20 protein-coding genes are annotated in these 23,198 nt (G+C 70.1%); 12 read left to right on the forward strand and 8 right to left on the reverse strand.

Annotated features, from left to right (window positions below):
* Window positions 1-3 precede the first annotated feature (3 nt).
* Window positions 4-2,097, reverse strand: coding sequence for a LamG-like jellyroll fold domain-containing protein (locus BP68_RS10655; protein WP_496371471.1), 2,094 nt, complete (start codon window positions 2,095-2,097; stop codon window positions 4-6).
* 197 nt (window positions 2,098-2,294) lie between these two features.
* On the opposite strand from BP68_RS10655, the gene BP68_RS10660 reads away from it, so the two are divergent.
* Both BP68_RS10660 and BP68_RS10665 read left to right on the forward strand, forming a co-directional pair.
* Window positions 2,295-4,217 carry a B12-binding domain-containing radical SAM protein gene (locus BP68_RS10660; RefSeq protein ID WP_496371473.1) on the forward strand — a complete coding sequence of 641 codons (1,923 nt, stop codon included), beginning with the start codon at window positions 2,295-2,297 and terminating at the stop codon, window positions 4,215-4,217.
* Window positions 4,218-4,343: 126 nt separating this feature from the next.
* Window positions 4,344-5,630, forward strand: coding sequence for a solute carrier family 23 protein (locus BP68_RS10665; RefSeq protein ID WP_496371475.1), 1,287 nt, complete (start codon window positions 4,344-4,346; stop codon window positions 5,628-5,630).
* A gap of 72 nt (window positions 5,631-5,702) precedes the next feature.
* Here BP68_RS10665 and BP68_RS10670 read toward each other — a convergent pair whose 3' ends face one another.
* Window positions 5,703-6,434, reverse strand: a complete 732-nt coding sequence (locus BP68_RS10670) for a zf-TFIIB domain-containing protein (protein ID WP_496371477.1) — start codon at window positions 6,432-6,434, stop codon at window positions 5,703-5,705.
* A 200-nt stretch (window positions 6,435-6,634) separates the two neighbouring features.
* Here BP68_RS10670 and scpC point away from each other — a divergent pair, with 200 nt between their 5' ends.
* Entirely contained in the window at window positions 6,635-8,155 is a 1,521-nt protein-coding gene (gene scpC, locus BP68_RS10675) for a succinyl-CoA:acetate CoA-transferase ScpC (protein ID WP_496371479.1), read from the forward strand.
* A gap of 177 nt (window positions 8,156-8,332) precedes the next feature.
* On the opposite strand, the gene BP68_RS10680 is transcribed toward scpC, so the two are convergent.
* Window positions 8,333-9,490, reverse strand: coding sequence for an ABC transporter substrate-binding protein (locus BP68_RS10680; protein ID WP_496371481.1), 1,158 nt, complete (start codon window positions 9,488-9,490; stop codon window positions 8,333-8,335).
* A 223-nt stretch (window positions 9,491-9,713) separates the two neighbouring features.
* On the opposite strand from BP68_RS10680, the gene BP68_RS10685 reads away from it, so the two are divergent.
* On the forward strand, window positions 9,714-10,136 hold the full coding sequence (locus BP68_RS10685; protein WP_496371483.1) for a hotdog fold thioesterase: 423 nt from the start codon (window positions 9,714-9,716) through the stop codon (window positions 10,134-10,136).
* 178 nt (window positions 10,137-10,314) lie between these two features.
* Here BP68_RS10685 and BP68_RS10690 read toward each other — a convergent pair whose 3' ends face one another.
* Entirely contained in the window at window positions 10,315-10,893 is a 579-nt protein-coding gene (locus BP68_RS10690) for a cob(I)yrinic acid a,c-diamide adenosyltransferase (protein WP_496371485.1), read from the reverse strand.
* Between the two features lie 155 nt (window positions 10,894-11,048).
* Here BP68_RS10690 and BP68_RS10695 point away from each other — a divergent pair, with 155 nt between their 5' ends.
* Both BP68_RS10695 and BP68_RS10700 read left to right on the forward strand, forming a co-directional pair.
* Complete coding sequence (locus tag BP68_RS10695) at window positions 11,049-11,411, forward strand: EF-hand domain-containing protein (protein WP_496371487.1); 363 nt, start codon at window positions 11,049-11,051, stop codon at window positions 11,409-11,411.
* Window positions 11,412-11,620: 209 nt separating this feature from the next.
* Window positions 11,621-13,045 (forward strand): FAD-binding oxidoreductase, encoded by a 1,425-nt coding sequence (locus BP68_RS10700; RefSeq protein WP_496371489.1) that lies wholly within the window; start codon window positions 11,621-11,623, stop codon window positions 13,043-13,045.
* Window positions 13,046-13,070: 25 nt separating this feature from the next.
* Here the strand turns inward: BP68_RS10700 and BP68_RS10705 are convergent, their stop codons facing one another.
* Together BP68_RS10705 and BP68_RS10710 are read right to left on the reverse strand one after the other, a co-directional pair.
* Entirely contained in the window at window positions 13,071-14,042 is a 972-nt protein-coding gene (locus BP68_RS10705; RefSeq protein WP_496371648.1) for a tripartite tricarboxylate transporter substrate binding protein, read from the reverse strand.
* 46 nt (window positions 14,043-14,088) lie between these two features.
* The gene (locus tag BP68_RS10710; RefSeq protein ID WP_496371491.1) at window positions 14,089-15,579 is read right to left on the reverse strand and encodes a M81 family metallopeptidase; all 1,491 of its coding nucleotides are present in this window, start codon (window positions 15,577-15,579) and stop codon (window positions 14,089-14,091) included.
* A gap of 100 nt (window positions 15,580-15,679) precedes the next feature.
* Between BP68_RS10710 and BP68_RS10715 the strand changes: the two genes are divergently transcribed.
* A complete protein-coding gene (locus BP68_RS10715) occupies window positions 15,680-16,549 on the forward strand; it encodes a MurR/RpiR family transcriptional regulator (RefSeq protein WP_496371493.1) in 870 nt (289 codons plus the stop codon).
* Window positions 16,550-16,570: 21 nt separating this feature from the next.
* On the opposite strand, the gene BP68_RS10720 is transcribed toward BP68_RS10715, so the two are convergent.
* The gene (locus BP68_RS10720) at window positions 16,571-17,827 is read right to left on the reverse strand and encodes an MFS transporter (RefSeq protein WP_496371495.1); all 1,257 of its coding nucleotides are present in this window, start codon (window positions 17,825-17,827) and stop codon (window positions 16,571-16,573) included.
* Window positions 17,828-17,892: 65 nt separating this feature from the next.
* On the opposite strand from BP68_RS10720, the gene BP68_RS10725 reads away from it, so the two are divergent.
* The 5 genes from BP68_RS10725 (at window position 17,893) to sorU (ending at window position 21,817) form a co-directional block, all read left to right on the forward strand.
* Window positions 17,893-18,813 carry an AraC family transcriptional regulator gene (locus tag BP68_RS10725; protein ID WP_496371497.1) on the forward strand — a complete coding sequence of 307 codons (921 nt, stop codon included), beginning with the start codon at window positions 17,893-17,895 and terminating at the stop codon, window positions 18,811-18,813.
* Between the two features lie 184 nt (window positions 18,814-18,997).
* The gene (locus BP68_RS10730; protein WP_496371499.1) at window positions 18,998-19,528 is read left to right on the forward strand and encodes an RNA polymerase sigma factor; all 531 of its coding nucleotides are present in this window, start codon (window positions 18,998-19,000) and stop codon (window positions 19,526-19,528) included.
* Window positions 19,525-20,109: a hypothetical protein gene (locus BP68_RS10735; RefSeq protein ID WP_496371501.1), complete on the forward strand. Its 585-nt coding sequence runs from the start codon at window positions 19,525-19,527 to the stop codon at window positions 20,107-20,109. The genes BP68_RS10730 and BP68_RS10735 overlap by 4 nt, the downstream gene beginning before the upstream one ends.
* A 62-nt stretch (window positions 20,110-20,171) precedes the next feature.
* Window positions 20,172-21,386: a SorT family sulfite dehydrogenase catalytic subunit gene (gene sorT, locus BP68_RS10740; RefSeq protein ID WP_496371503.1), complete on the forward strand. Its 1,215-nt coding sequence runs from the start codon at window positions 20,172-20,174 to the stop codon at window positions 21,384-21,386.
* 98 nt (window positions 21,387-21,484) lie between these two features.
* Complete coding sequence (sorU, locus tag BP68_RS10745; protein WP_496371505.1) at window positions 21,485-21,817, forward strand: SorU family sulfite dehydrogenase c-type cytochrome subunit; 333 nt, start codon at window positions 21,485-21,487, stop codon at window positions 21,815-21,817.
* Between the two features lie 227 nt (window positions 21,818-22,044).
* On the opposite strand, the gene BP68_RS10750 is transcribed toward sorU, so the two are convergent.
* Entirely contained in the window at window positions 22,045-23,085 is a 1,041-nt protein-coding gene (locus tag BP68_RS10750; protein WP_496371507.1) for a peptidoglycan-binding protein, read from the reverse strand.
* Window positions 23,086-23,198 lie beyond the last annotated feature (113 nt).

A 23,198-nucleotide genomic window follows, 5' to 3' on the forward strand; every position in this document is an offset into this window, starting at 1 on the left:
GCCTCAGGCGCGGCGCGCGGTCAGCCACTGCTGCGACGCCAGCGGGCGGCCCACGACCCGGACCTCGCCGATATGGCCAAAGAAGCCGTCCGTGCGCTCGCCGTCCCATGAGCCGGCCCCCACCACCCAGGGCATGGCCGCGCTCACCGGCGCCAGTCCGCCGGCATCGCCGGAGTTGCGCAGCACCGGCGCACCTTCGATGTACATGATGCTTTCCTTGGCCTGGGGGTCCGCCACCACGGCGATGTGGATCCAGCTGTCGGCCATGATCTCGCCCGACCAGCTCGCCTGCGGCGCGCGCTTTTCGCCCAGGGCGGGCACGATCTCCCACTGGATCTCGCGCAGGCTCGAGACGGCGAACAGCATCGGCGGCGATTCGCCGTCACCGCCGGCGAAGCCGGGCACGGCGTCGCGCCGGCCGTCGCGGGTCATGATGTTCATCCAGGAGTGGAGGCTGGAGCTCCAGTTCTTGTCGATCTTCACGAAGGCCTCCACGGTGTAGCCGCTGGAGGAGAAGTCCATGCCGTTCATCGGCGCCCCGGCCTCCGTGAGGAAGTAGCTCAGGCGGCCGACCTTCTTGTCGGTGTTGAGCATGCGCACCGAGCCCGGGGCGGCGGACAGGCGGTGCCGGTCGTCGGACCAGACCATGTCCTCCAGCTGCGCGGCGCGCACGCCGGTCTCGGCATTGAGCGGGGCCCGGCGCAGCGGGTTGGCGCCGGCGCGGTCCTCGATCAGATGCCCCGCCGCCACCGCCTGGCCGGCGGGCCCGCCCGCAAAGCGCCAGTGGGCCACCGTGCCTTCCACGCGCGGATAGTCCTCGGCGTCGGCCGGGGGGCGCGGGCGCACCACTTCGGGCTCCACATAGCCCGCCAGGATCATGGCGCTGGCCTCTTCGACGATGGAGGCGCGCTGGGTTTCACCCGCCTTGAAGCCGGGGTTGAAGCCCGCGAAGCGCTGGGCGAAGTCGATGTCGATGGTGAACTGCTCGTTGGCCGTCTTCAGCACCGCCTGGTCGAACTGCGTCAGCGTCTCGCGGGGCTTTTGCACCACCCAGGGCGAGAAGGACAGCACATGGATCTTGTTGTGCGTCAGGTCGAACTCGTACAGGCGCATCAGGCCGTTGCCGCCCTGGTAGGCCATCTGGTAGTCCACCACCATCAGCTCCACCTTGCGGCCGAAGTCGTTGACCTTGGTGAGGCGGGCCGCGCCATGGTGGTGGCCGTTGAGGGTCATGAAGATCTGGTCGGTGTCGCGGATCAGCCGCTCCCAGAGCATCTGGCCGTAGGCCGTTTCCAGCGGGCTGACGCCGTCGCGGTCGATGTTGAGCAACTGGTGGTTGACCAGAATCACCGGCAGGCGCGGGTTCTCGCGGATCACGCGCCGGGCCCAGGCGATGCCCGCGTCCGAGATGCGCCAGGACAGCGACAGCACCATGAACTTCTGGCCCTCGGCCTCGAAGATGTGGTACTCATGGAAGCCGCTGTCGTCGCGGCCGCCGAAGGTGGACATGCGCCGCGCGCGGCTGGCGCCGAACCACTGCAGGTAGGGCTCCTTGTCCAGCTCGCGCTGGGCCTCGGTGCCGCTGGCCTGGCTGCTGGGGTCCACATAGTCCAGGCTGCGCAGCACGTCGTGGTTGCCGGCCAGCATGGCGTAGGGCAGCTTGGCCGTTTCCAGCACGCGCATGGCCTGGTCGGCCACCTTCCACTGGTCGGGCTTGCCGGCCTGGTCGACCACGTCGCCCAGATGCGCCACGAAGGGAATGTTCAGCGCCTTGGCATGGGCGGCGATCCAGAAGGTCTGCGCCATGAAGGGTTCGCTGCCGAACTTGCGGCTGTACTGGCTGTTCTCCGCGACCGTGGCGTAGCGTGCATAGAACTGGGTGTCGGGCAGCACGGCCAGCGCGAAGCGCGAGCCCTGGCCGACCGGCGGCTGCACGGGCGCCTCGTCGTCACTGCCGCCGCCGCAGGCGGTCAGCAGGCCGCTGGCCGGCAGCAGTGCCGCCAGCCCCCCGCGCAGCAGGGAGCGGCGCGGCAGCACCGAGGCGCCGCGCGGCGCGGGAGCAGTCGAAGGGCGGGGAACTTCATCAAATTCAGACATCTCGGATCTATCCGTTGGAACGCAAAACCTGCGTTTATAGGAACCGCAAATGACGTGGTGACGACAATTTGGCGACAAAAAACGGAGAACATGCCGACGATCCGCCCCCATGGCGTGCCGCGCGCCGGCATAAGCCCCGCCACGGGCACGCTCCGCGGAGGGCCGGGATAATCCGGCCCTCCGCCCGTCCCTTGCCCATGTCCGCAGCCCTGTCCCGCGTGCTGTCCGTCATCCCGCCGATGACGCAGCTCAACACGCCCTACCCCTCCACCGCCTACCTCACGGGCTTTCTGCGCTCGCGCGGCGTGGCCGCGTTCCAGGAGGACCTGGCGATCGCGCTGGTGCTGCGGCTGCTCTCGCGCGACGGGCTGGCGCAGATCACCGAGCGCGCACGGGCGCTACCGGCCCAGGCCCAGAGCCCGGCCGTGCAGTCCTTCCTGGCGCAGCAGGACCGCTACCTGGCCACCATCGGCCCCGTGATGGGCTTTCTGCAGGGGCGCGACGGCACGCTGGCGCACCGCATCGCCAGCCGGCACTACCTGCCCGAAGGGCCGCGCTTCGCGGCGCTGGACGTGTACGAGGACGACGGCAGCGGCGACCCGCTGGGCTGGGCCTTCGGCGCCCTGGGCCTGACCGACAAGGCCAAGCACCTGGCCACGCTGTACCTCAACGACCTGGCCGACGTGCTGCGCGATGCGGTGGACGAGCGCTTCGAGTTCGTGCGCTACGCCGAGCAGCTCGCCGGCAGCCAGCCCACGTTCGACTTGCTGGCCCAGGCGCTGGCCAAGGCCGCGGTCGCGCCCACGCTGGTGGACGAGGCGCTGCAGCAGCTTGCGCTCGAGGCGATCGCGCGCCACCAGCCGACGGTGGTGCTGCTCTCGGTGCCGTTTCCCGGCTCGGTCTATGGCGCGTTCCGCATCGCCCAGGCCATCAAGGCCCGGCACCCGCAGATCGCCACCGTGCTGGGCGGCGGCTTCGTGAACACCGAGCTGCGCGAGCTGAGCGATGCGCGCGTGTTCGACTATTTCGACTACGTGACGCTGGACGCGGGCGAGCGCCCGCTGCTGGCGCTGCTGGAGCACCTGCAGGGCCAGCGCGGGCGCCAGCGCCTGGTGCGCACCTTCGTGCGCGGCGAGAACGGCGGCGTGCAGTACGTCAACCTGGTGGAGCCCGACATCGCCTTCGCCGAGGTCGGCACGCCCACCTGGGACGGCCTGCCGCTCACCCGCTACCTGTCGCTGCTGGACATGCTCAACCCCATGCACCGCCTGTGGAGCGACGGGCGCTGGAACAAGCTCACCGTGGCGCATGGCTGCTACTGGAAGAAGTGCAGCTTCTGCGACGTGGGGCTGGACTACATCGGCCGCTACGAGGGCGCCAGCGCCCAGGTACTGGCCGACCGCATCGAGGCCATCGTGGCCGAGACCGGGCAGACCGGCTTTCACTTCGTCGACGAGGCCGCGCCGCCCAAGGCCCTCAAGGCCCTGGCCCACGAGCTGATCGCGCGCGGCACCGGCATCTCGTGGTGGGGCAATGTGCGCTTCGAGAAAACCTTCACGCCCGAGCTGGCCGAGCTGCTGGCCGACTCGGGCTGCATCGCCATCTCGGGCGGGCTGGAGGTGGCCTCCGACCGGCTGCTGGCACTCATGAAAAAGGGCGTCAGCGTGGACCAGGTGGCGCGCGTGACCAAGGCCTTCAGCGACTCCGGCATCCTGGTGCACGCCTACCTGATGTACGGCTTTCCCTCGCAGACCGTGCAGGACACGGTGGATGCGCTGGAGTACGTGCGCCAGCTGTTCGAGAACGGCTGCATCCAGAGCGGGTTCTTCCACCGCTTCGCCTGCACCGTGCACTCGCCCGTAGGCCAGAACCCCGAGGAATACGGCATCACCCTGGCGCCGCTGCCGCCGGGCGGCTTCGCCAAGAACGACGTGGCCTTCACCGACCCCACGGGCACCGACCACGACGCGCTGGGCGCGGGCCTGAAGAAGGCCATCTACAACTACATGCACGGCATCGGGCTGGAGGAGGACGTGCGCATGTGGTTCCCGTTCCGCGTGCCCAAGACCACGGTGCGGCGCGACCGCATTGCCCGGGCGCTGCGCGAGCGCGGCGCGTGAACTCCTGTTTTGATAGCTATTAGCGCTTGACACATAAGCGCTGGAGGCATATTTCGCTTACAAGAAGCTGAGCGCGGCCCAAACCCTCTAACATCGCTCCACTTTTCAAAACAAGGAGTGAGAACAATGGGGTTGTTGCAATGGAATGAGCGCCCGGCGCAGGTGCTGCAGGGCGGCGGGGTGATCGGCCCCGACGAGCGCCTGCCCTGGCCGCAGACCGGGCTGATGGGCATCCAGCACGTGATCGCCATGTTCGGCTCCACGGTGCTGGCGCCCATCCTCATGGGGTTCGACCCCAACCTTGCCGTGTTCATGAGCGGCATCGGCACGCTCATCTTCTTCCTCATCACCGGCGGCAAGGTGCCCAGCTACCTGGGCTCGTCGTTCGCCTTCATCGGCGTGGTGATCGCGGCCACGGCCTATGCGGGCAAGGGGCCCAACGCCAACATCGGCGTGGCGCTGGGCGGCATCATCGCCTGCGGGCTGGTCTACACGCTGGTGGGCGTGGTGGTGCACCTGATCGGCACGGGCTGGATCGAACGCTTCATGCCGCCCGTGGTGACCGGCGCCGTGGTGGCGGTGATCGGGCTGAACCTCGCGTCCATTCCGGTCAAGAACATGGCGGCCAACAACTTCGAGGCCTGGATGCAGGCGCTGACCTTCGTCAGCGTGGCGCTGGTGGCGGTGTTCACCAAGGGCATGCTGCAGCGCCTCCTGATCCTGGTGGGCCTGATCGTGGCCAGCGTGCTCTACGCCGTGCTGACCAACGGCATGGGCCTGGGCAAGCCGATCGACGTGTCGGGCATCGCGAACGCCGCCTGGTTCGGCATGCCGCAGTTCCACGCACCCGTGTTCAGCGCCAACGCCATGCTGCTCATCGTGCCCGTGGTCATCATCCTGGTGGCCGAGAACCTGGGCCACATCAAGGCCGTGACAGCCATGACCGGCAAGAACCTGGACCAGTACATGGGCCGGGCCTTCATCGGCGACGGCGTGGCCACCATGGTCAGCGGCGCGGCCGGCGGCACGGGCGTGACCACCTATGCCGAGAACATCGGCGTGATGGCCGCCACCCGCATCTACTCCACCGCCGTGTTCCTGGTGGCGGCCGTGCTGGCCGTGCTGCTGGGCTTTTCGCCGAAGTTCGGGGCGCTGATCCAGGCCATTCCGCTGCCGGTGATGGGCGGCGTGTCCATCGTGGTGTTCGGCCTGATCGCCATCGCCGGCGCCAAGATCTGGGTGGACAACCGGGTGGACTTCTCGGACAACAAGAACCTCATCGTGGCCGCGATCACGGTGATCCTGGGCACGGGCGAATTCACGCTGAAGTTCGGCGACTTCGCGCTGGGCGGCATCGGCACCGCGACCTTCGGCGCCATCTTGCTGTACGCCGCGCTCAACCGCGGCCGCTGAAGACTCCCGGCCCCGACTTCACGGCCTGTTGCCCGCGCGGCAGCAGGCCGTTTTTGCGGGCGCGGCGCGGCATCAGCGCCGCAGCAGCGACCACACCAGCTCCACGCCCGCCGCCAGCAGGTCGAACTGGTCGCTGCGCCCGCCCTCCAGCCGTTCGCGCTGGCGCTCGCGCTCCTCGCGCGCGCGGTTGCGCTCCAGCGCCACCAGCGCATCGGCCAGGCTCTCGGGCGAGGCCGCATCCCCGGGCGCGGCCTGCTTCGCGGCACGGGCATGGCGCTGCAGCGCCCGGTCCACGGCCTGCGGGTCCAGCAGCGACAGGGCCGAGCGGCAGTAGGGGCAGGCGTGGTCGTTGCGGATGTCCACCGTGCCCCCGCAGCTCGTGCAGGCGATGGTGCCCACGCGCCGGGCCAGCGCCTCGATCTCCATCGCTGACAGGTGGCGCACGAAGCCCTTTTCCACCATGAACGAGCCGAAGGTGGAAAAGCGCCCGTGGCGCGCCGCGCAGCGGTAGGTGACGTAGCGCCCGCCCTGGGCCACGTCGTAGCCCTTGACCAGCGCCTTGGCGCAGCGCGGGCACTGCAGGCGCTCGGACAGCGGGTGGTGGGCGTCGCCGCCGTGTTCGTGCAGCAGCTCGAACAGCTCCAGCACGGCGGCGGGCGCCAGGCGCGTGTTCTCCTGCGGGTCGAACCACATGCCCTGGCAGGCGAAGCACAGGTCCAGCTCCAGCGTGCCCCCGCCGCTGGCGGCGAAGCGGCGGATGTCGGTGGGCTGGCGGCAGGAGGGGCAACGCGGTGCAAAGGGCATGGTGGCGGCGATCGTACCGCCTGGCGGCCGCCCCCGCCCCGCGGCGCCGCCCGCGCGCGCAGGCCTGTCAGGATGATGTAAGGCGAGGGTTATCCCTAGGATGACCGGGGCCGGCTGCTAAGATTTGCGCCCGTCTCTTGTGCGCCTCGCACCAGCCGCCCCATGGGCCTGCGCGAGGCGCTTTCACGTCTGGAGTTTGTGTGTCCCCCTCGTCGTCCTCCCGTATCCAGCATCCCGGTCTGGCCCAGAAGATCATGAGCGCTGCCGAAGCCGCGGCCCTGATTCCCGCAGGCAGCAATGTCGGCATGAGCGGCTTTACCGGCGCCGGCTACCCCAAGCAGGTGCCCCAGGCACTCGCGGCCCGCATCGAGGCCGAACACGCGGCGGGCCGACCGTTCCAGATCAACGTGTGGACGGGCGCCTCCACCGCCCCCGAACTCGACGGCGCGCTGGCCAAGGTCAACGGCATCCACCAGCGCCTGCCGTTCCAGTCCGACCCCATCTGCCGCGACCGCATCAACGCGGGCGAGGTGAACTACCTGGACATCCATCTGTCCCACGTGGCCCAGCATGCCTGGTTCGGCTTTCTGGGCCCCATGCAGGTGGCCGTGGTCGAGGTGCTGGGCATCCTGCCCGACGGGCGCCTGATCCCGTCGGCCGCCGTGGGCAACAACAAGACCTGGCTGGAGATCGCCGACAAGGTGATCCTGGAGGTGAACTCGCTGCCCCCCATCGAGATGGAGGGCATGCACGACATCTACTACGGCACCGCCATCCCGCCGCGCCGCCAGCCCATCCACCTGACCCAGGCCATCGAGCGCATCGGCGAGCCCTACCTGCGCGTGGACCCCTCCAAGGTGATCGCCGTGGTGCAGACGCACCAGGGCGACCGCGACACGGCGTTCGCCAAGCCCGACGCGGTGTCCAACCAGATCGCGGCGCACATCATCGACTTCCTCGGCCACGAGGTGAAGATGGGCCGCCTGCCCAAGAACATGCTGCCGCTGCAGTCGGGCGTGGGCAATGTGGCCAACGCCGTGCTGGCCGGCCTGCTGGACGGCCCGTTCGACGAGATGCTGGGCTTCACCGAGGTGCTGCAGGACGGCATGCTGGACCTCATCAAGCGCGGCAAGATGTCGGCGGCGTCGGCCACGGCCATTTCGCTGAGCAGCGAGGCGCTGAAGGACTTCAACGAGAACATCGACTTCTACCGCAAGCGCATCGTGCTGCGCCCGCAGGAGATCAGCAACCACCCCGAGCTGGTGCGGCGCCTGGGCGTGATCGCCATGAACGCCATGATCGAGGCCGACATCTACGGCAACATCAACTCCACCCACATCATGGGCAGCGCCATGATGAACGGTATCGGCGGCTCGGGCGACTACGCGCGCAACGGCTACCTGTCGTTCTTCGTCACGCCCTCGGTGGCCAAGGGCGGCCAGGTGAGCTGCATCGTGCCCATGGTCTCGCATGTAGACCACACGGAGCACGACACCCAGATCATCGTCACCGAGCAGGGCCTGGCCGACCTGCGCGGCCTGGCCCCGCGCCAGCGCGCCCAGGTGATCATCGATAAGTGCGCCCACCCGGACTTCCGCCCGCAGCTGCAGGACTACTTCGACCGCGCGCGCCGCCAGGGCGCACAGCACACGCCCCACATCCTGGGCGAGGCCCTGTCCTGGCACGAGCGCTGCCTGCGCACGGGCAGCATGAAGCCCTGAGGGCAGCCTCTGCCATGACGCCGCGCGCCACCGGCACGGCGCATGAAACTGGCGCGTGCCAGGCGAGGGCAGCCGAGCAAGGACCGCCCCGCAGCGAGGGCTGCGTCCCCCTGCCCGCATCGCGCAGCGATGCGAGAGCGGGGGGAAGGCGCGAAGCGCCTCAGGGGGGTGTCACGATCAAGCGATGAAGCGGCCCGTGCTGCCCAGCACGCCCAGGTCGATGAAACGCGAGCCGACATACGGCGCCTGGCCGCTGTAGTCCACCACGAAGCCGCCCAGGTCCAGGCTGCGAATGCCGGCCAGCGCGGCGCGCAGCCGGGCGGGCGTGGGGTCCTTGCCCGCGCGCTCCAGGCCCTCGATGAGCACGCGCGCGTTCACGTAGGCCTCCAGGCTGCCCTGCGAGAAATCGCTGCTGCCCTGCGCGCGCATGGCGGACTGGTAGTCGCGCACCAGCTGCAGCTTGGCGCGGTGCGGGTCGGGCACGATCATGGACAGCGCCAGGCCACTGCCGTCGTCGCCCAGCTGGCCCAGGCTGGCGCCGGGCAGCGTCACGCTCAGGCCCGCCATGAGCACGCCGGGCGACTCCTTCTTGATGCCCCGCACCAGCTCCACCGACACCGTGCCCGCCGTGGCCAGCAGCACGGCCGAGGGCCGCCCGGCGGCCACGGCCTGCAGCACCTGGGGCAGGTTCTTGCCGTTGGTGGCCACGGCCACCTGCACGGCCGGCTTCATGTTCAGCGCGGCCAGGGCGCGCGTGGCTTCCTCCAGCATCTCGCGGCCGTAGCCGTTGTCCAGGTGCACGATGCCGATGCCCTTGAGGCCCATGCCCGCCAGGCGCTGGATGAGGCGCTGCATCTCGTCGGCGTAGCTGGCGCGCACGTGGAACACGTGGCGCGCGTTCTTGCGCAGCGACATGGCGCCAGTGATCGGCGCCACGTAGGGAATGCCTGCCTCCTCGACCAGGGGCACGATGGCGGCGTTGTTGGGCGTGCCCACGCACGACAGCAGGGCCAGCGCACTGCCCTGGCCGAGGATCTGCTTGACGTTGGCCAGCGTGCGGTCGGGCTCGTAGGCATCGTCCACCAGCTGCAGCTGCAGGCCGCGCCCGTGCACGCCGCCACGGGCATTGGCATGGGCGAAGGCGGCGCCGGCGCCGAGCTGGATGTCGGCGCCGAAGCCCAGCAGCGGTCCGCTCAGGGCCGCAGAGCAGCCCACGGTGATCGACTTGGCGGACACGCCCGGCACCTCCTGTGCATGGGCGGGGCGCACGAAGGCCGGCGCGGCCGCGAGGGCGGCGGCGCGGCCGGCATGAAGGACGAACTGACGGCGTTGCATGGGGAATGTAGGTCTCAAGGAATCGGATCGATCCGCGGCGCCATGCCGTCGCCCCCGGCGGACAGCAGCACTCACGGGAAACGGATAAGCTCAGACGAGCCTGGCGATCGATTCTGGGCGGGGCGGGGTTGCAAGTGCCGACATCGAGCCCCCAAATCGCGCCAACTCCCGCGTTCCCGGAACTGGATCAACGTCCATCCCCCTGCAAACCCTGACCCGCGTCATGTCCCTCTGGAAAAAACCCACCACCCTGGCCCTGATCACCGCGTCCAGCGCCAACACCGCCGTGAGCCACCTGGGCATCGAGTTCCTGGAGATCGGCGACGACTTCCTGCGCGCCCGCGTGCCCGTGGACGAGCGCACGCGCCAGCCCTTCGGCCTACTGCACGGCGGCGTGAGCGTGGTGCTGGCGGAGACGCTGGGCTCGGTGGGCGCCTACCACGCCTCGCCCGAGGGCTGGCTGGCCGTGGGCCTGGACATCAACGCCAACCACCTGCGCGCGGCGCGCAGCGGCTGGGTCACGGGCACGGCTCGGGCCGTGCACATCGGCAAGACCACGCAGGTGTGGCAGATCGACATGGTGAACGACGCGGGCGAGCTGACCTGCGTGTCGCGCATCACCATGGCGATGCTGGCGCCTAAATAAGGGGCAACCCCCTGAGGCGCTGCGCGCCTTCCCCCTTCTCTCTGCGCGCTGCGCGCTTCGGGAAGGGGGACGCAGCCCTCGCTGCGGGGCGGCCCTTGCTCGGCTGCCCTCGCCTAGGGCGCGCCAGTTTCAAGTCAAGTTGGCCTTCAGCGCTTTACTGACAAGCGCAAGCAGCTATCTATTCAGTAGCACCATCGGCGGCCTGCCGCGCCAGGCGCTCGCTCTTCCAGTACACGTCGTCGCCGCCATCCATGCGGTTGAGTACGCGCGCCAGCACGAACAACAGGTCGGACAGGCGGTTCAGGTACTGGCGCGGCGCGGGGCGCATGGGCTCGGCGTCCTGCAGCGCGACCACCGCGCGCTCGGCGCGGCGGGCCACCGTGCGGCACACATGGGCCTGCGCCGCGGCGCGCGTGCCCGCGGGCAGGATGAATTCCTGCAGCCGCGGCAGCTGCGCGTTGTAGTGCGCCAGCGCGTTGTCCAGCTGCAGCAGCGCATCGTCCTTGAGCAGCTCGAAGCCGGGGATGGACAGCTCGCCGCCCAGGTTGAAGAGCTGGTGCTGCACGTCCACCAGCAGTTCGCGCACATCCTGCGGCAGCGGCTCGCACAGCAGCAGGCCGATGTGGGAGTTGAGCTCGTCCACGTCGCCCATGGCGTGCGGGCGGCTGCTGGCCTTGGATACGCGCGTGTTGTCGCCCAGGCCGGTGGTGCCGTCGTCGCCCGTGCGCGTGGCGATCTGTGTCAGTCTGTTACCCATGGCGCATTTCCTCCTCATTTGGGACCGGGGCGCCGATTGTGCGTTACATACGGCGGGCAATTGTGGAGGGGGGCAACAGCGGGCAAAAGTGCTGGCCCCGCCGTCCATGCTGCGCTGCAATAGAGGCCTGTTCAACTTCTTCGGAGACCGAATCGATGCCTCAAGCCAAGCAACGACGTACCCGTTCCGCGTTCGATGCCCGCAGCGTGATGCTGTTCGCGGCACTGACCGTGGGTGGTGCGCTGGCGCAAGCCCAAACCTCGCCCGTCCCCTCCGCACAACCGAAGTACCAGGCTGGGCCCGCACCGGCCTCCGCCGAGCCGAAGGCGGTCTTTGGCGGCGGCCAGAAGCCCCCGGCCAACGATGCCTTCAACCGCGCCGACGCCAACCATGACGGCCAGCTGAGTTCCGCCGAAGCGGCCCGGCTTCCCGCCGTCGCCAACCGTTTCCAGGAGCTGGACAAGGACAAGAGCGGCGCCCTGTCCCGCGCCGAGTTCGACGCCGGCACCGGTTCCTGACCCGTTATGGACTGCACGGCACCGCGTTGATTACGCAACCTTGAGCGCAACGCCGTGTTGGTCCAGGCGGCCCGTCCTCTCGGGCCGCCACCACCCCCCGCCTGCACTGTACTCCAGGGTGTAGGCGGGGTTTCTCATTGGGGCGGGCCGCCACGCGAGCCCCCCAGGACTTCTAGAATGGCCGGTTCCATCACGTCCGGAGAAGTCCCATGAACGCCCCCGCCCACGCCTCCCACCTGCAGCCCCAGGTCGCCCTGCGCCCCGTGCCGCAAGCCCTGCTGGATGCGTTGGCACAGCGGTTCGGCGCGCAGTACTCCACGGCCCAGGCCGTGCGCGAGCAGCATGGCCGCGACGAGGGCTCGCTGCAGGCTCCGCCGCCCGCCGCCGTGGTGTTCGCCGAGAGCACGCAGGACGTGCAGGACGCCGTGCGCCTGGCCGCGCAGCATGCGGTGCCGGTGATTCCCTACGGCGCGGGCTCGTCGCTCGAAGGGCATCTGCTGGCCATCCAGGGCGGCATCAGCATCGATGTGAGCCGCATGAACCGCGTGCTGTCCGTCGACGCCGACGACCTCACCGTCACCGTGCAGCCCGGCATCACGCGCAAGCAGCTCAACGACGCCATCAAGGACACGGGCCTGTTCTTCCCCATCGACCCCGGCGCCGACGCCTGCATCGGCGGCATGGCCGCCACGCGCGCCAGCGGCACCAACGCCGTGCGCTACGGCACCATGCGCGAGAACGTGCTGGCGCTGGAGGTGGTGACGGCCAGCGGCGAGGTGATCCGCACCGGCACGCGCGCCAAGAAGAGCAGCGCCGGCTACGACCTCACGCGCCTGATGGTGGGCAGCGAGGGCACGCTGGGCCTGTTCACCGAAGTCACCGTGCGCCTGTACCCGCTGCCCGAGGCGGTGAGCGCGGCCATCTGCTCGTTCCCCAGCATCGAGGCCGCCGTACGCACCGTGATCCAGACCATCCAGCTGGGCGTGCCGATCGCGCGCGTGGAGCTGATCGACGCCCACAGCGTGCGCATGGTCAACGCGCACAGCAAACTGGCCCTGCGCGAGGAGCCGATGCTGCTCATGGAATTCCACGGCTCGCCCACGGGCGTGCAGGAGCAGGCCGAAACGGTGCAGGAGCTGGCCCGCGAATGGGGCGGCAACGCCTTCGAGTGGGCCACCACGCCCGAGGAGCGCACGCGCCTGTGGACGGCGCGGCACAACGCCTACTTTGCCGCCGTGCAAAGCCGCCCGGGCTGCAAGGCCATCAGCACCGATACCTGCGTGCCCATCAGCCGCCTGGCCGATTGCCTGCTCGACTCCGTGGCCGAAGCCGAGGCCAGCGGCATCCCCTACTTCCTGGTGGGCCACGTGGGCGACGGCAACTTCCACTTCGGCTATCTGCTGGACCCGAACGTGCCCGAGGAGCGCGAAAAAGCCGAACAGCTCAACCACCAGCTCGTCGCCCGCGCTCTGCGGCTGGGCGGCACCTGCACCGGTGAGCACGGCGTGGGCGTGCACAAGATGGGCTTCCTCGTGGACGAGGCGGGCGACGGCGCGGTGGAGATGATGCGCGCCATCAAGCGCGCGCTGGACCCGCAGAACATCCTGAACCCGGGCAAGATCTTCACGCTGTGAAGCCGCCGCCCGGGCCGGGAGAGCGTCAGAGCTGCGTGAGGTTCAGCCGCTTGGCGAGTTCACGGTCGCGCGCCACCTCGCTGCGCGCGTAGTCGAGGTACTGCGCGCCGGTCATGTACAGCGCGGGCTGGTCGAGCCTGTCGAGCACCTGCAGGACCTTGGGGTCCTCCAGCGTGGCCTTGAAGGCATCGTGCAGGCGCGCCGCCACGGCGGCGTCCATGCCACGAGGCCCCACGATGCCGTAGCGCGCCTCCGAGACGACGCCGTAGCCGGCCTCGCTCAACGTCGGCACCTGCGGGAAGCGCTTGGCCCGGCGCGATCCATACACGGCCAGCAGGCGCATGCGGCCCGCTTCCACATGGGGAGCCCAGCCGCTGGAGTCGGAGGCCGCCATGATGTGCCCGCCCAGCAGCGAGGTCGCCAGATCGGCCGACCCCTTGTGCGGCACATGCACCAGGTCGAGCTTTTGCCCCAGCGCCAGTTCCTCCACCACCATGTGCGGCGAGGTGGCCAGCCCCGTGGAGCCGTAGTTGATCTTGCCGGGGCGCGCGCGCGCATCCTCCACGAATTCCTGGATGCTCTTCCACGGAGCGTCGGCCCGCACCACCAGGCCCATGGTGTAGCCCGTGAGGCCCACGATGTAGCTGAAGTCGGCCAGCGGGTCCCAGGCGGTCTTTTGCATCTGCGGCAGGCGGAACGTGGCGGGCGGCAGTTGCGTGATGGTGTAGCCGTCAGGCTTGGTCGAGGGCATCGCCGTGGCGCCCAGCGTGCCGCCCGCACCCGGCCGGTTCACGATCACGATGCTCTGGCCGAGCCGCTGCGAGGCGCTCTCGGCGAAGGCGCGCAGCGTGACATCGGTCGAGCCGCCCGCGGGCCAGGGGCACAGCAGGGTGATGGCGCGGCTGGGATAGGGCGCGGACTGCGCCCAGGCGGCGGGAGCGGCGAGCGCGCCGGCCGCGCCCAGGGCCTGGGCCAGGAAGTGGCGGCGGTGGTGCATCGGTTGCATGGTGGGTTCTCCTGTTGTGTTGATGTGATTGCGGGGGTCAGGGATGGGTGGCCACGCCCGGGCGCAGCCGGCGGTAGGCCAGGGACGGCGCCGCCTGCCCCGGCATGCGGCGCGCGTCCACGTTCAGGATGCGTTGCGCCCAGGGGCCGAAGGCCGCCCGGTAGTGCACGCTGCTCTTGAGGGACAGCACGTCGTAGTCCCCCGGCGTCGCGCCGACGCAGGCCAGCGCCCCCGGGTCGAGCGCCTGCACGGGGGCACTGGCCACGATGGCCTCGACACTGCCCCAGGCCAGCCGGGCCGTGGGACCCTGGCGCACCTCGCGGCCGGCCCACATGGCGCCCGTGCAGGCGTAGCGGCCATCGCTCAGCGTGAGCACGCGCAGCCGCACCGGCTGCACCCGCCCGGGCAGGGCCACGGTGAACTGCCCGCCCTCGCCTGCCGCATGCGCGGCCGCCGCCCAGTCGGGCAGGTTGAGCGTGGCCACCAGGCTGCGTGCCACTTGCGCGTCATGCAGCGCGCACAGCAGCGCCGTGCTCTGGGCGCCGCAGCCCGCGCCGGGGTTGTCGGCCACGTCGGCAAGAAGGGTGCGCTCGCCACTGCGCAGCAGGGCCACGGCCTCCTGCGGCGCATGCAGCGGCGCCGCAAGCTGCGGGCGCAGCGTGTCCAGCAGCGCCATCAGGTCCCGGGCGGCCCGCTGCGCCGCTGCCTCGCCTCCGGCTGGCGCATAGACGGCCAGCGACGGGCCCGCGTGGGGCGTGTCGGCCAGCGCAAAGCCGCCGCACAGCGCCATGTCCAGGCCATCGCGCCGCGCGCGCTCCCTGCAGGCCTGCATGAAGTCGGCCATGGCGCCGTCACCGGTGTACTGGCTCACGAGCGGCACCAGGAAGCGGGCCTGCGCCCAGGCCCGGGCGGGACGGGCGCTCGTGGCCAGGCAGGCCAGCAGGCGGCGCGCGCAGCGCTCACCGGTGGCGTGCATGTCCACATGCGGGTAGGTCCGGTAGGGCACCAGCATGTCGGCGTGGCCCACCATGGCGGGGCTGACGTTGGCATGGAAGTCCAGCGAGGCCACGATGGTGCAGCGCCCGCCCACGCGCTCGCGCAGGGCGGCGAGCAGCGCGCCCTCGCAGTCGTCCTCGCCGTCGGCGACCATGGCCCCGTGCAACTCGACCAGCAGGGCGTCGAGCGGCCCGGCCTCGTCCACCTGCGCCAGAATCTCCTGCCGCATCCGCAGCCAGGCCTGCCCGTCGACCAGCGCCGACGGCGCGGCCGAGGCCCGGTACAGGGGCACGACCTCGACCTGCTCCGCGCGCGCCACGGCCTCCAGCTGCCCCAGCATGCCGCCCATGACGCTGCGCGTGCCGCGCATGCGCAGCAGCTCGGCGCCGCGCATCAGCGGCTCGCGGTCGGCGGGCCGGGCGAAGGCGTCATAGCCCGTCTGCCCGGCCTCGAAGGTATTGGTCTCGTGCACCAGCCCGAGCAGCCCGATGCGCCATGGTCGCGCGGGAGAGGCTGGCAGGGAATGCAACAAGTGTTTCTCTGAAAAATTCATGAGAAACAATAATAATCACAGCTATCCCTTTGTGCAACATCTGTTGCTCGACGGAGCCACACCCCCTAAGCTGCGCACCATGGACCTGATGCACCAGATCGCCGAGAAGCTGCCGCAACTGGGCTCCGCCGAGCAGCGGTTGGCCGAATACGTGCGGACCAACCCGCATGCCATGGCCTTTGTTTCGGCCCGCACCCTGGCCGCGCAGGCGGGCGTGAGCCCCGCCACGGTGGTGCGTTTCTTTCCCCGGCTGGGCTATGCGTCCTATGCCGAGGCACAGCAGCAACTGCAATCGGCCTTGGCCGCGCAATACGAGGCGCCCCACCAGCGGCTTGCGGACGAGGCCCGCGCCGCGCATGGCCCGCAGTCCGCGTCGCTACAGGCGCTGGAGCAGGATCTGCGCAACCTTGCCGCGCTGTCCGACATGCTGCAAAGCCCCCGGTTCGCGCAGTTGCTGACCTGGCTGAGCACCTGCCAGGGGCGGGTGGCCGTGGTCGGCGGACGCTACAGCCAGGGGCCCGCGCAGCTGCTGGCGGCCCAGCTGTCGATCGCCCTGCCCACCGAATTCGTGGACCCGATGGGCGCGGCGGCCGATCGCCTGCAGGACTATGGAGCGCAGGACCTGGTGCTCTGCCTGTCGGTGCGGCGCTACCTGCGCAGCACCCAGCAACTGGCGCGCTGGCTGCGCGAGCAGCGGGTGCGCCTGGTGGCGCTGACCGACGATGCCATGGCGCCCCTGGCGCTGGTCAGCGACCTCACGCTGGTCCTGCCCACCCGGGGCGCGACCATGTTCGACTCGTACGCGGCATTCACCGCCCTGGGCAATGCGCTGGTGGGCGAGCTGAGCCTGTCGCGCCGCGACGCCGTGGCGCGGCGCGCGGCCACGCGCGAGCAGCTCGACGCCCTGCAACACCTCTACCCCGACAAACAGCCCTACGGCACCGCCTGAGGCCAGCCCGGCGGGCCGCGCTCAGGCGGCGGCCCCTGCCGGCCGCCCGGCGCGCGCCGCCACGCCCGCCCCCACCAGGCCCGCCGACGCCACGCTGAGCACCAGCGACAGCGCCGAGCCGTAGAAAATGCCGGCGTTCATCTGCGCGTCCAGCATGGCGCCGAACACCGGTGCGGCCAGGCAAAAGCCCAGGTCCAGGCCCGAATACACCGTGCCATACACGCGGCCCGTGGCACCGGGCGGCGAAGCGCGCTTGATGAGCATGTCGCGCGACGGGCCGGCAATGCCGATGCCCATGCCCGCCAGCGCCGCCACGACCAGCGCCGCCTTGCCCGGCAGCAGCCCCGCCCCCACCAGCGCCAGCAGCGCGCCGGAGACCAGCAGGCAGATGCTGATGGTTTTTTCCAGCCGCGCCACGCGGCCCACGAGGAAGCCGCCGATCACCATGCCCAGGGCGCCGCACAGCATGTAGCCCGTGACCACCATGGCCGTCAGCGACAGCGGCAGGCCGTACAGGCGCTGCAGCGCGGGGCCGGCAAAGCTCTGGATGGCGCTGAGCGAGCAGGTGCTCCAGAAAAAGAACGAGAAACACAGCCACACGGCGGGCAGCCGCAGGAAGGCCATGGGGTGCTCCGCCGCCGCCGCGCCGCCGCCCGCCGTGCCCTTGGGCGCCTGGTGCGCCCAGCTGCCTTGGCGGTCGTCCAGCGCGTCGCGGTTCCACACCATGATGGCCAGCACCACCAGCGCCAGCGCCGCGCCGCTCAGGCAGGCCATGCGCCACGATCCCGTGGCCGTGGCGATGCCGGCCATGAACACAGGCGCCGTGGCCCAGCCCAGGTTGCCCGAGATGCCGTGCACCGAAAAACCATGGCCCAGGCGCGCGGGCGACACGCGCTTGTTGAGGATGGTGAAGTCCACCGGGTGGAACGGCGCATTGCCCAGCCCCGCCAGCACCGAGGCCACCAGCAGCCCCGCGTAGCCGCTGGAGGAGCCCGCCACCAGCCCCGCCAGCGCGAAGCAGGCAAGCGCGCAAAACAGCACCGGGCGCGCGCCCACGCGGTCCACCAGGAAGCCCGCCAGCGCCTGCCCCACGCCGGAAACCACGAAGAACACCGACACCAGCAGTCCCAGCTCCGAGTAGCTGAAGCCGAACTCCGCGATCAGGAACGGGAACAGCGGCGGCAGCAGCAGGTGAAAGAAGTGCGAGGAACCATGCGCCAGGCCGATCAGGCCGATGGTGCGCGCGTCCTGGCGCAGGGAAGGGGCAACAGTAGTCATGGGCCTGATCTTAGGCAAGACGCGGGCGGCAGATATACGATAGACGGCCAATTGCTGTCGCAACCATGCCAAGCCCTGCCGCCCCCCGCCCTGCTCTGCCCGTCCCGTCCGCCGACGCGGACACCCGCGCCGCCCGCACGCCGCGGCCGGCGCGGGTGCTGTCGTACGTGGAATCGCTCACGCCTCACCTGTTCGTGCCCAGCGTGGAGCGGCCCGTGCGCGCCAAGCACCGCGAGCTGCGCGCCGACACCCAGGTGCGGCCGCACAGCCACCCCTGGGCGCAGGTGGCGATCTCCACCACAGGCGTGCTGCGGCTGACGGTGCCGCGCGGCACCTACATCGTGCCGCCCTCGCGCGCGCTGTGGATTCCGCCCGGCGTGGAGCATGCCGTGACCATGGTGGAGGACGCCGACCTGCGCACCCTGTACTTCCACCAGCCGCCCGGGCGCTGCGGCCCCGGCGTGCCCCGCGCGCAGGAGTCGCCCTGGCGCCAGTGCCGCGTGCTGGAGGTGTCCGACCTGCTGCGCGCCGTGGTGCGCGAAATGCCCACCGAGCCCGACGACGGCGCGCCGCTGCCGCCCGAGCTGCTGCGCCGCGAGCGCCACCTGAGCGCGCTGATCCTCGACGAGCTGCGCCGCGCCCGCAGCGTGCGCCTGGGCGTGGACCTGCCGCGCGACAAACGCCTGCGCCACCTGTGCGAGGCCGTGATCGCCGACCCCACGCGCCACGACACGCTGGCCGACTGGGCGCGCGACACGGGCGCCAGCCCGCGCACGGTGGCGCGGCTGTTCCGCCAGGAACTGGGAAGCACCTTCACGCAATGGCGCCAGCAGGTCATCCTGGCCCGGGCCGTGGCCCTGGCCGCGGGCCGCAAGCCCATCAACCAGATCGCGGCCGAACTCGGCTACAACAGCCCCAGCGCCTTCAGCGCCATGGTGCGCCGCGCCGTAGGGCTAGCACCGGGGCGGTTTCTGGGATCGCCCTGAAATACGGGTCAAAAGGCGGTCCAGCGCCTTTCCATCAAGCGTTACACGCTATTTAATTAGGAGCGAAATAAGTACAGCCCGGCGCCCTGCATCCACGCAGGTCCCGAGTGCGCGCCTTCCGCACCAGGGTTTTCACTGATCTGCGCCATGGAATGGAACCACTGGCACCACGCTCTTAAGCCGCATGATCTCCACCGCCGAGTCGCGCTACAACCAGTGGGTACGCGATCACTACCGCTTCCTGCTGCGCAGTGCCTGGGCCCTGACGGGTTCGCGCGCGCTGGCCGAGGACGTGGTACAGGACTGCTTCACCAGCGCCTGGCGCTGGCGTGACCAGTTGCGCGACACGCGTCTGGCACGCGCCTGGCTGTTCCAGATCATGCGCCGCCATGCGCTGCGCCATCTGGTGCCGGACCAGCCCCTGACCTATTCCGAGGAGGGGCAGGACACCGCGGCCCCGTCGACGCTGGACGACCAGCTGGACGTCGTCAAGGCGCTGGGGCGCATCGCCCCCATCCACCGCGAAGTGCTGGTGCTGTACTACTTCGACGACATGCCCACGGCCCAGATGGCCGAGGCGCTGGACATTGCGCCGGGCACTGTGCTCTCGCGCCTGGCCCGGGCACGCGACGCCCTGCGGGCCGCGCTGAGCCCTGCCACCGCACTCGCCACCGGGCCCGCCAGCGTGACCCCTTTGCGAAAGACCCAGAAATGATGCCCCCCGATCCCCTGCAGGAAACCGCGTTCGACCTGCGCGCCCGCGCCGAACTGGCCCTGGCCTTCACGCCCGGCGACCCACCGCCGCACCTGTTGCGCCACACGCCCTGGCATGCGCGCCGCAGCGTGCGGCGACTGCTGGCCACGCTGCTGGTGGGCGGATCGGCCGCGTCGGCCGTGTTCGCCATGCGCCCGCCCGAACTGGTACGCGCGGCCATCGAGCATGAGTACTACGAGCGCACGCTGCGCGGCAGCTTCATGCCCGAGGCCGAGATCGCGCGCCACCTGGACCTGGAACCCGGCAAGGCCCTGCCCGGCCACACCCAGCTCCTGCGGCCCTGCGACATCGACGGCACCAAGGCCTATCACCTGATCACCTTCTTCGAAAAGGGCGGCATCGTCACGGTACTGGCCTTCGACCAGCCGCAGACCCTGGCCGACAACCGCGGCTGGTGGTCCAACATGTACTGGCAGGTGGTGCGCTCGCGCGAGGGCCGCCCGCTGGTGCTCGTGGCCCAAAAAAAACAGGCTCTGGCCGTGGCCAGCCAGGCCCTGACCGGCAGCGCCGCGCCGCGCTGACGGCAGGCGCTGCGCCGTCCCCCTTCCCCACAACAAGCCACAACCACCACAGGAGACGCCCCATGACCCCCTCGCCCACTTCCCTGCCGCGCCGCCGCCTGCTCGCGGGCAGCGCCAGCGCCCTGGCCGCCATCGGCCTGGCGAACTTCCACCGCGGCGCCATGACCCAGACTGCCGTGGCTACCGCCAGACCCCTGCCCTCCTATGCGGGCTGGAAGAAGGCCGACGCGGTCATCGTGCACAGCTCCACCACCATTGAGACCAAGCGCAGCGCCTTTGGCACCAGCGTGATCACGCCCACCGACCAGCTGTACGTGCGCAACAACCTGCCCACGCCACCCGAGTCCATCGTGGCCGACCGTGATGCCTGGCAGGTGCAGATCGATGGCGTGAAGCAGCCGAGGCTGCTGAGCGTGCGCGAACTCAAGGGCCTGGGCCTGGAGACGGTGACCATGGTGCTGCAATGCTCGGGCAACGGGCGCGGCTTCTTCCCGAGCAAGCCCAGCGGCACGCCCTGGACCGTGGGCGCTGCCGGCTGCGTGGTCTGGAGCGGCGTGCCGGTACGCGACGTGGTCCAGGCCCTGGGCGGCGTGGCCGACGGCATGAAGTACATGACCGGCACCGGTGGCGAGGTACTGCCGCCCGGCATCGACCCCAAGAGCGTGATCGTGGAACGCTCGGTGCCCGCCGAGGCCCTGCAGGACGCCCTGCTGGCCTGGGAGATGAATGGCGAGCCGATCCCGCTGGCCCACGGCGGCCCGCTGCGTCTGATCGTGCCGGGCTACACCGGCGTGAACAACATCAAATACATCAAGCAGCTCGCCTTCACGGCGCAGGAGAGCGACGCCAAGATCATGTCGCATGGCTACCGCATCTCGCCGCCCGGCAGCAAGGGCGACCCGAGCCAGCCGTCCGTGCAGGAGATGAGCGTCAAGTCCTGGATCAACAGCCCCCTGCCCGAGAGCGGCCCGCAGGCCGCCGGCATGGTGCAGATCCATGGCGTGGCCTTTGGCGGCATGCACGCCGTCAAGGGCGTGGAGGTCTCCACCGACGGCGGCAAGACCTGGCAGGCCGCGCGCCTCGTGGGCCCGGACATGGGCAAGTACGCCTGGCGCCAGTTCGCGCTGCAGACCCGGTTGCCCAAGGGCAGCCATGTGCTGGCCAGCCGCGCCACCGACACGCAGGGCAACGTGCAGCCCGAGACGCGCGGCGAAAACCAGAGCGGCTACAACAACACCAGTTGGGCCGACCATGCGGTCACCGTGACCGTGGCCTGAGTCGGCGAGCGCGCTTCTTTCCCCTGTATTGCAGCAAACCGCCTGCGGGCCCGCCGGCGGGCGGGCCGCTGCTTTATTTTGATTCTTACAAGCCCCTCATGAAGACCCAACCCCTGATCCATGCCTTGGCCCTGGCCACCGCCCTCGCCCTGACCACTGCGGCGCAGGCCGACGAAGCGGCCCAAATGGCCCTGGGCAAGAAGCTGTTCACCACGGCCACACCCGCCTGCGCGCTGTGCCACACGCTGAAGGACGCTGGTGCCGAGGGCGCCATCGGCCCGGTACTCGACGAACTGCAGCCCGACGCCGCCCGTGTGGCACGCGCCATGCGTGACGGCATTGGCGCCATGCCCTCGTTCAAGGCCACACTCAGCGACGCTGACATTGCGGCCGTGGCCCTGTACGTCAGTCGGGCCAGCCGCATGAAATAGGCCCCACGCGACGCCGGCACAGCACCCCGGCTCCCCCTGCGGGCCAGCGCGACCTGCGATGCTGCGCCGTCAAGATGCAGCCCCAAATTTTTGGTGTTTTATGCCATCACGGCTCATGGACAAAGTGCCGAAAGCTATTAAAACAATAGCAAAAGCAAGCACCCACGAAAAAGCGGCCCGAAGGCCGCTTGCATGCCATGGGGGCTATCCCCCACTGCGTCCAGGCATCAGCGCGACAGCGCGCCGGCAGTGGCCGAGTCCAGGCGGCCCGTCACGGGCAGGCCCTGGGCCTGCTGGAACTCGCGCAGCGCCCGCGCCGTCTTGGGGCCGGCGGAACCGTCGGGCGTGCCCACGTTGTAGCCCATGGCATTCAGACGTTCCTGCGCCTCGCGCACGGACATGGCCGCGCCCGACTTGGTCTGCGACGGGGCGGCGCCACCGTCCACGCCCAGGCGACCGCCGCCGCCCAGGCCCTGGCCCTGCACCGACTGCGCCTTGTAACTGCGCAGCGCCACGACCATCTGGTTGTAGGCGTCCATGAAGGCCGCCGTGATCACCTTGCCCTGCGCCGTGTTCTGGTAGCCGCCCAGGCCGCCGCCAGCGGAGCCGCCGAACAGGCTGCCGAAGCCGGCAAAGTCGCTCTTGGAGGCGCTGCCCTCGGAGGCCGCCACCTGCACGCCCGAGCGGTTGTCCACCAGGGTCAGCATGGCGCTGGCTTCGCGGGTCTTCAGGCCGCCGCCAATGGCCGCCACCGCGCGGCCGCTGCCGCCGCCGATCAGGCCACCCAGCACGCCACCGATACCGCCGGCGTCGTTGTTGCTGAAGATGATCTCGGGCGACATGCCGTAGTCGGACGCCACCATCTGGCCCTTGCCGAAGTTGCTGCCGCCGCGCATCTCGCCCGAACCCATGAGCTGGCGCTCGCGGTCCATGGCGCGCATGCCGGCCGCGCCGCGCTCGACCACGATGAAGCAGTTGGACTGCTGGATCAGCAGGCGCAGCAGGTTGGCCGTAGGCGGCAGCTTGTACTCGTTGCGCAGGATGGTGTACCAGCCGGCGTCCTGGTTCTCGACCAGCGACACCGTGCCCAGGGGCGACTGGCAACGCTCCAGCTGGCTGCTCTCGTTGGCGGCGCTGCCGCCCGCTGCCGCACCGGTGGCCACGGTCTTGGACTCGGCGCTGCCCATCTTCATGCTGGTGGTTTCGCAGCCCGTCAGGGCGACGACGGCACAGGCGGCTGCCAGCAGCGACAGGGTTTTCTGGGACATGGGCTTCCTTCCTCTCTCTCTATGTGAATGATGTGGTGGATGCAGTGACGCAGCGGGGTGCGGCTGCGGCGCGCGAAGCGCGGTGGTTCGGCGAGCGAACGGATGGGGCGAAA

This window comes from Diaphorobacter oryzae DSM 22780, assembly GCF_059568935.1.

Excerpts from the sequence above, each read along its gene's own strand:
- BP68_RS10685 (WP_496371483.1), top strand. The coding sequence starts at position 9,714 with ATGTCCCTCTGGAAAAAACCCACCACCCTGGCCCTGATCACCGCGTCC.
- BP68_RS10660 (WP_496371473.1), top strand. The coding sequence starts at position 2,295 with ATGTCCGCAGCCCTGTCCCGCGTGCTGTCCGTCATCCCGCCGATGACG.
- BP68_RS10725 (WP_496371497.1), top strand. The coding sequence starts at position 17,893 with ATGCCAAGCCCTGCCGCCCCCCGCCCTGCTCTGCCCGTCCCGTCCGCC.
- BP68_RS10670 (WP_496371477.1), bottom strand. The coding sequence starts at position 6,434 with ATGCCCTTTGCACCGCGTTGCCCCTCCTGCCGCCAGCCCACCGACATC.
- BP68_RS10700 (WP_496371489.1), top strand. The coding sequence starts at position 11,621 with ATGAACGCCCCCGCCCACGCCTCCCACCTGCAGCCCCAGGTCGCCCTG.
- BP68_RS10690 (WP_496371485.1), bottom strand. The coding sequence starts at position 10,893 with ATGGGTAACAGACTGACACAGATCGCCACGCGCACGGGCGACGACGGC.
- BP68_RS10735 (WP_496371501.1), top strand. The coding sequence starts at position 19,525 with ATGATGCCCCCCGATCCCCTGCAGGAAACCGCGTTCGACCTGCGCGCC.
- BP68_RS10705 (WP_496371648.1), bottom strand. The coding sequence starts at position 14,042 with ATGCACCACCGCCGCCACTTCCTGGCCCAGGCCCTGGGCGCGGCCGGC.
- BP68_RS10695 (WP_496371487.1), top strand. The coding sequence starts at position 11,049 with ATGCCTCAAGCCAAGCAACGACGTACCCGTTCCGCGTTCGATGCCCGC.
- BP68_RS10680 (WP_496371481.1), bottom strand. The coding sequence starts at position 9,490 with ATGCAACGCCGTCAGTTCGTCCTTCATGCCGGCCGCGCCGCCGCCCTC.
- BP68_RS10715 (WP_496371493.1), top strand. The coding sequence starts at position 15,680 with ATGGACCTGATGCACCAGATCGCCGAGAAGCTGCCGCAACTGGGCTCC.
- BP68_RS10655 (WP_496371471.1), bottom strand. The coding sequence starts at position 2,097 with ATGTCTGAATTTGATGAAGTTCCCCGCCCTTCGACTGCTCCCGCGCCG.
- BP68_RS10720 (WP_496371495.1), bottom strand. The coding sequence starts at position 17,827 with ATGACTACTGTTGCCCCTTCCCTGCGCCAGGACGCGCGCACCATCGGC.
- sorU (WP_496371505.1), top strand. The coding sequence starts at position 21,485 with ATGAAGACCCAACCCCTGATCCATGCCTTGGCCCTGGCCACCGCCCTC.
- BP68_RS10750 (WP_496371507.1), bottom strand. The coding sequence starts at position 23,085 with ATGTCCCAGAAAACCCTGTCGCTGCTGGCAGCCGCCTGTGCCGTCGTC.
- BP68_RS10665 (WP_496371475.1), top strand. The coding sequence starts at position 4,344 with ATGGGGTTGTTGCAATGGAATGAGCGCCCGGCGCAGGTGCTGCAGGGC.
- BP68_RS10730 (WP_496371499.1), top strand. The coding sequence starts at position 18,998 with ATGATCTCCACCGCCGAGTCGCGCTACAACCAGTGGGTACGCGATCAC.
- sorT (WP_496371503.1), top strand. The coding sequence starts at position 20,172 with ATGACCCCCTCGCCCACTTCCCTGCCGCGCCGCCGCCTGCTCGCGGGC.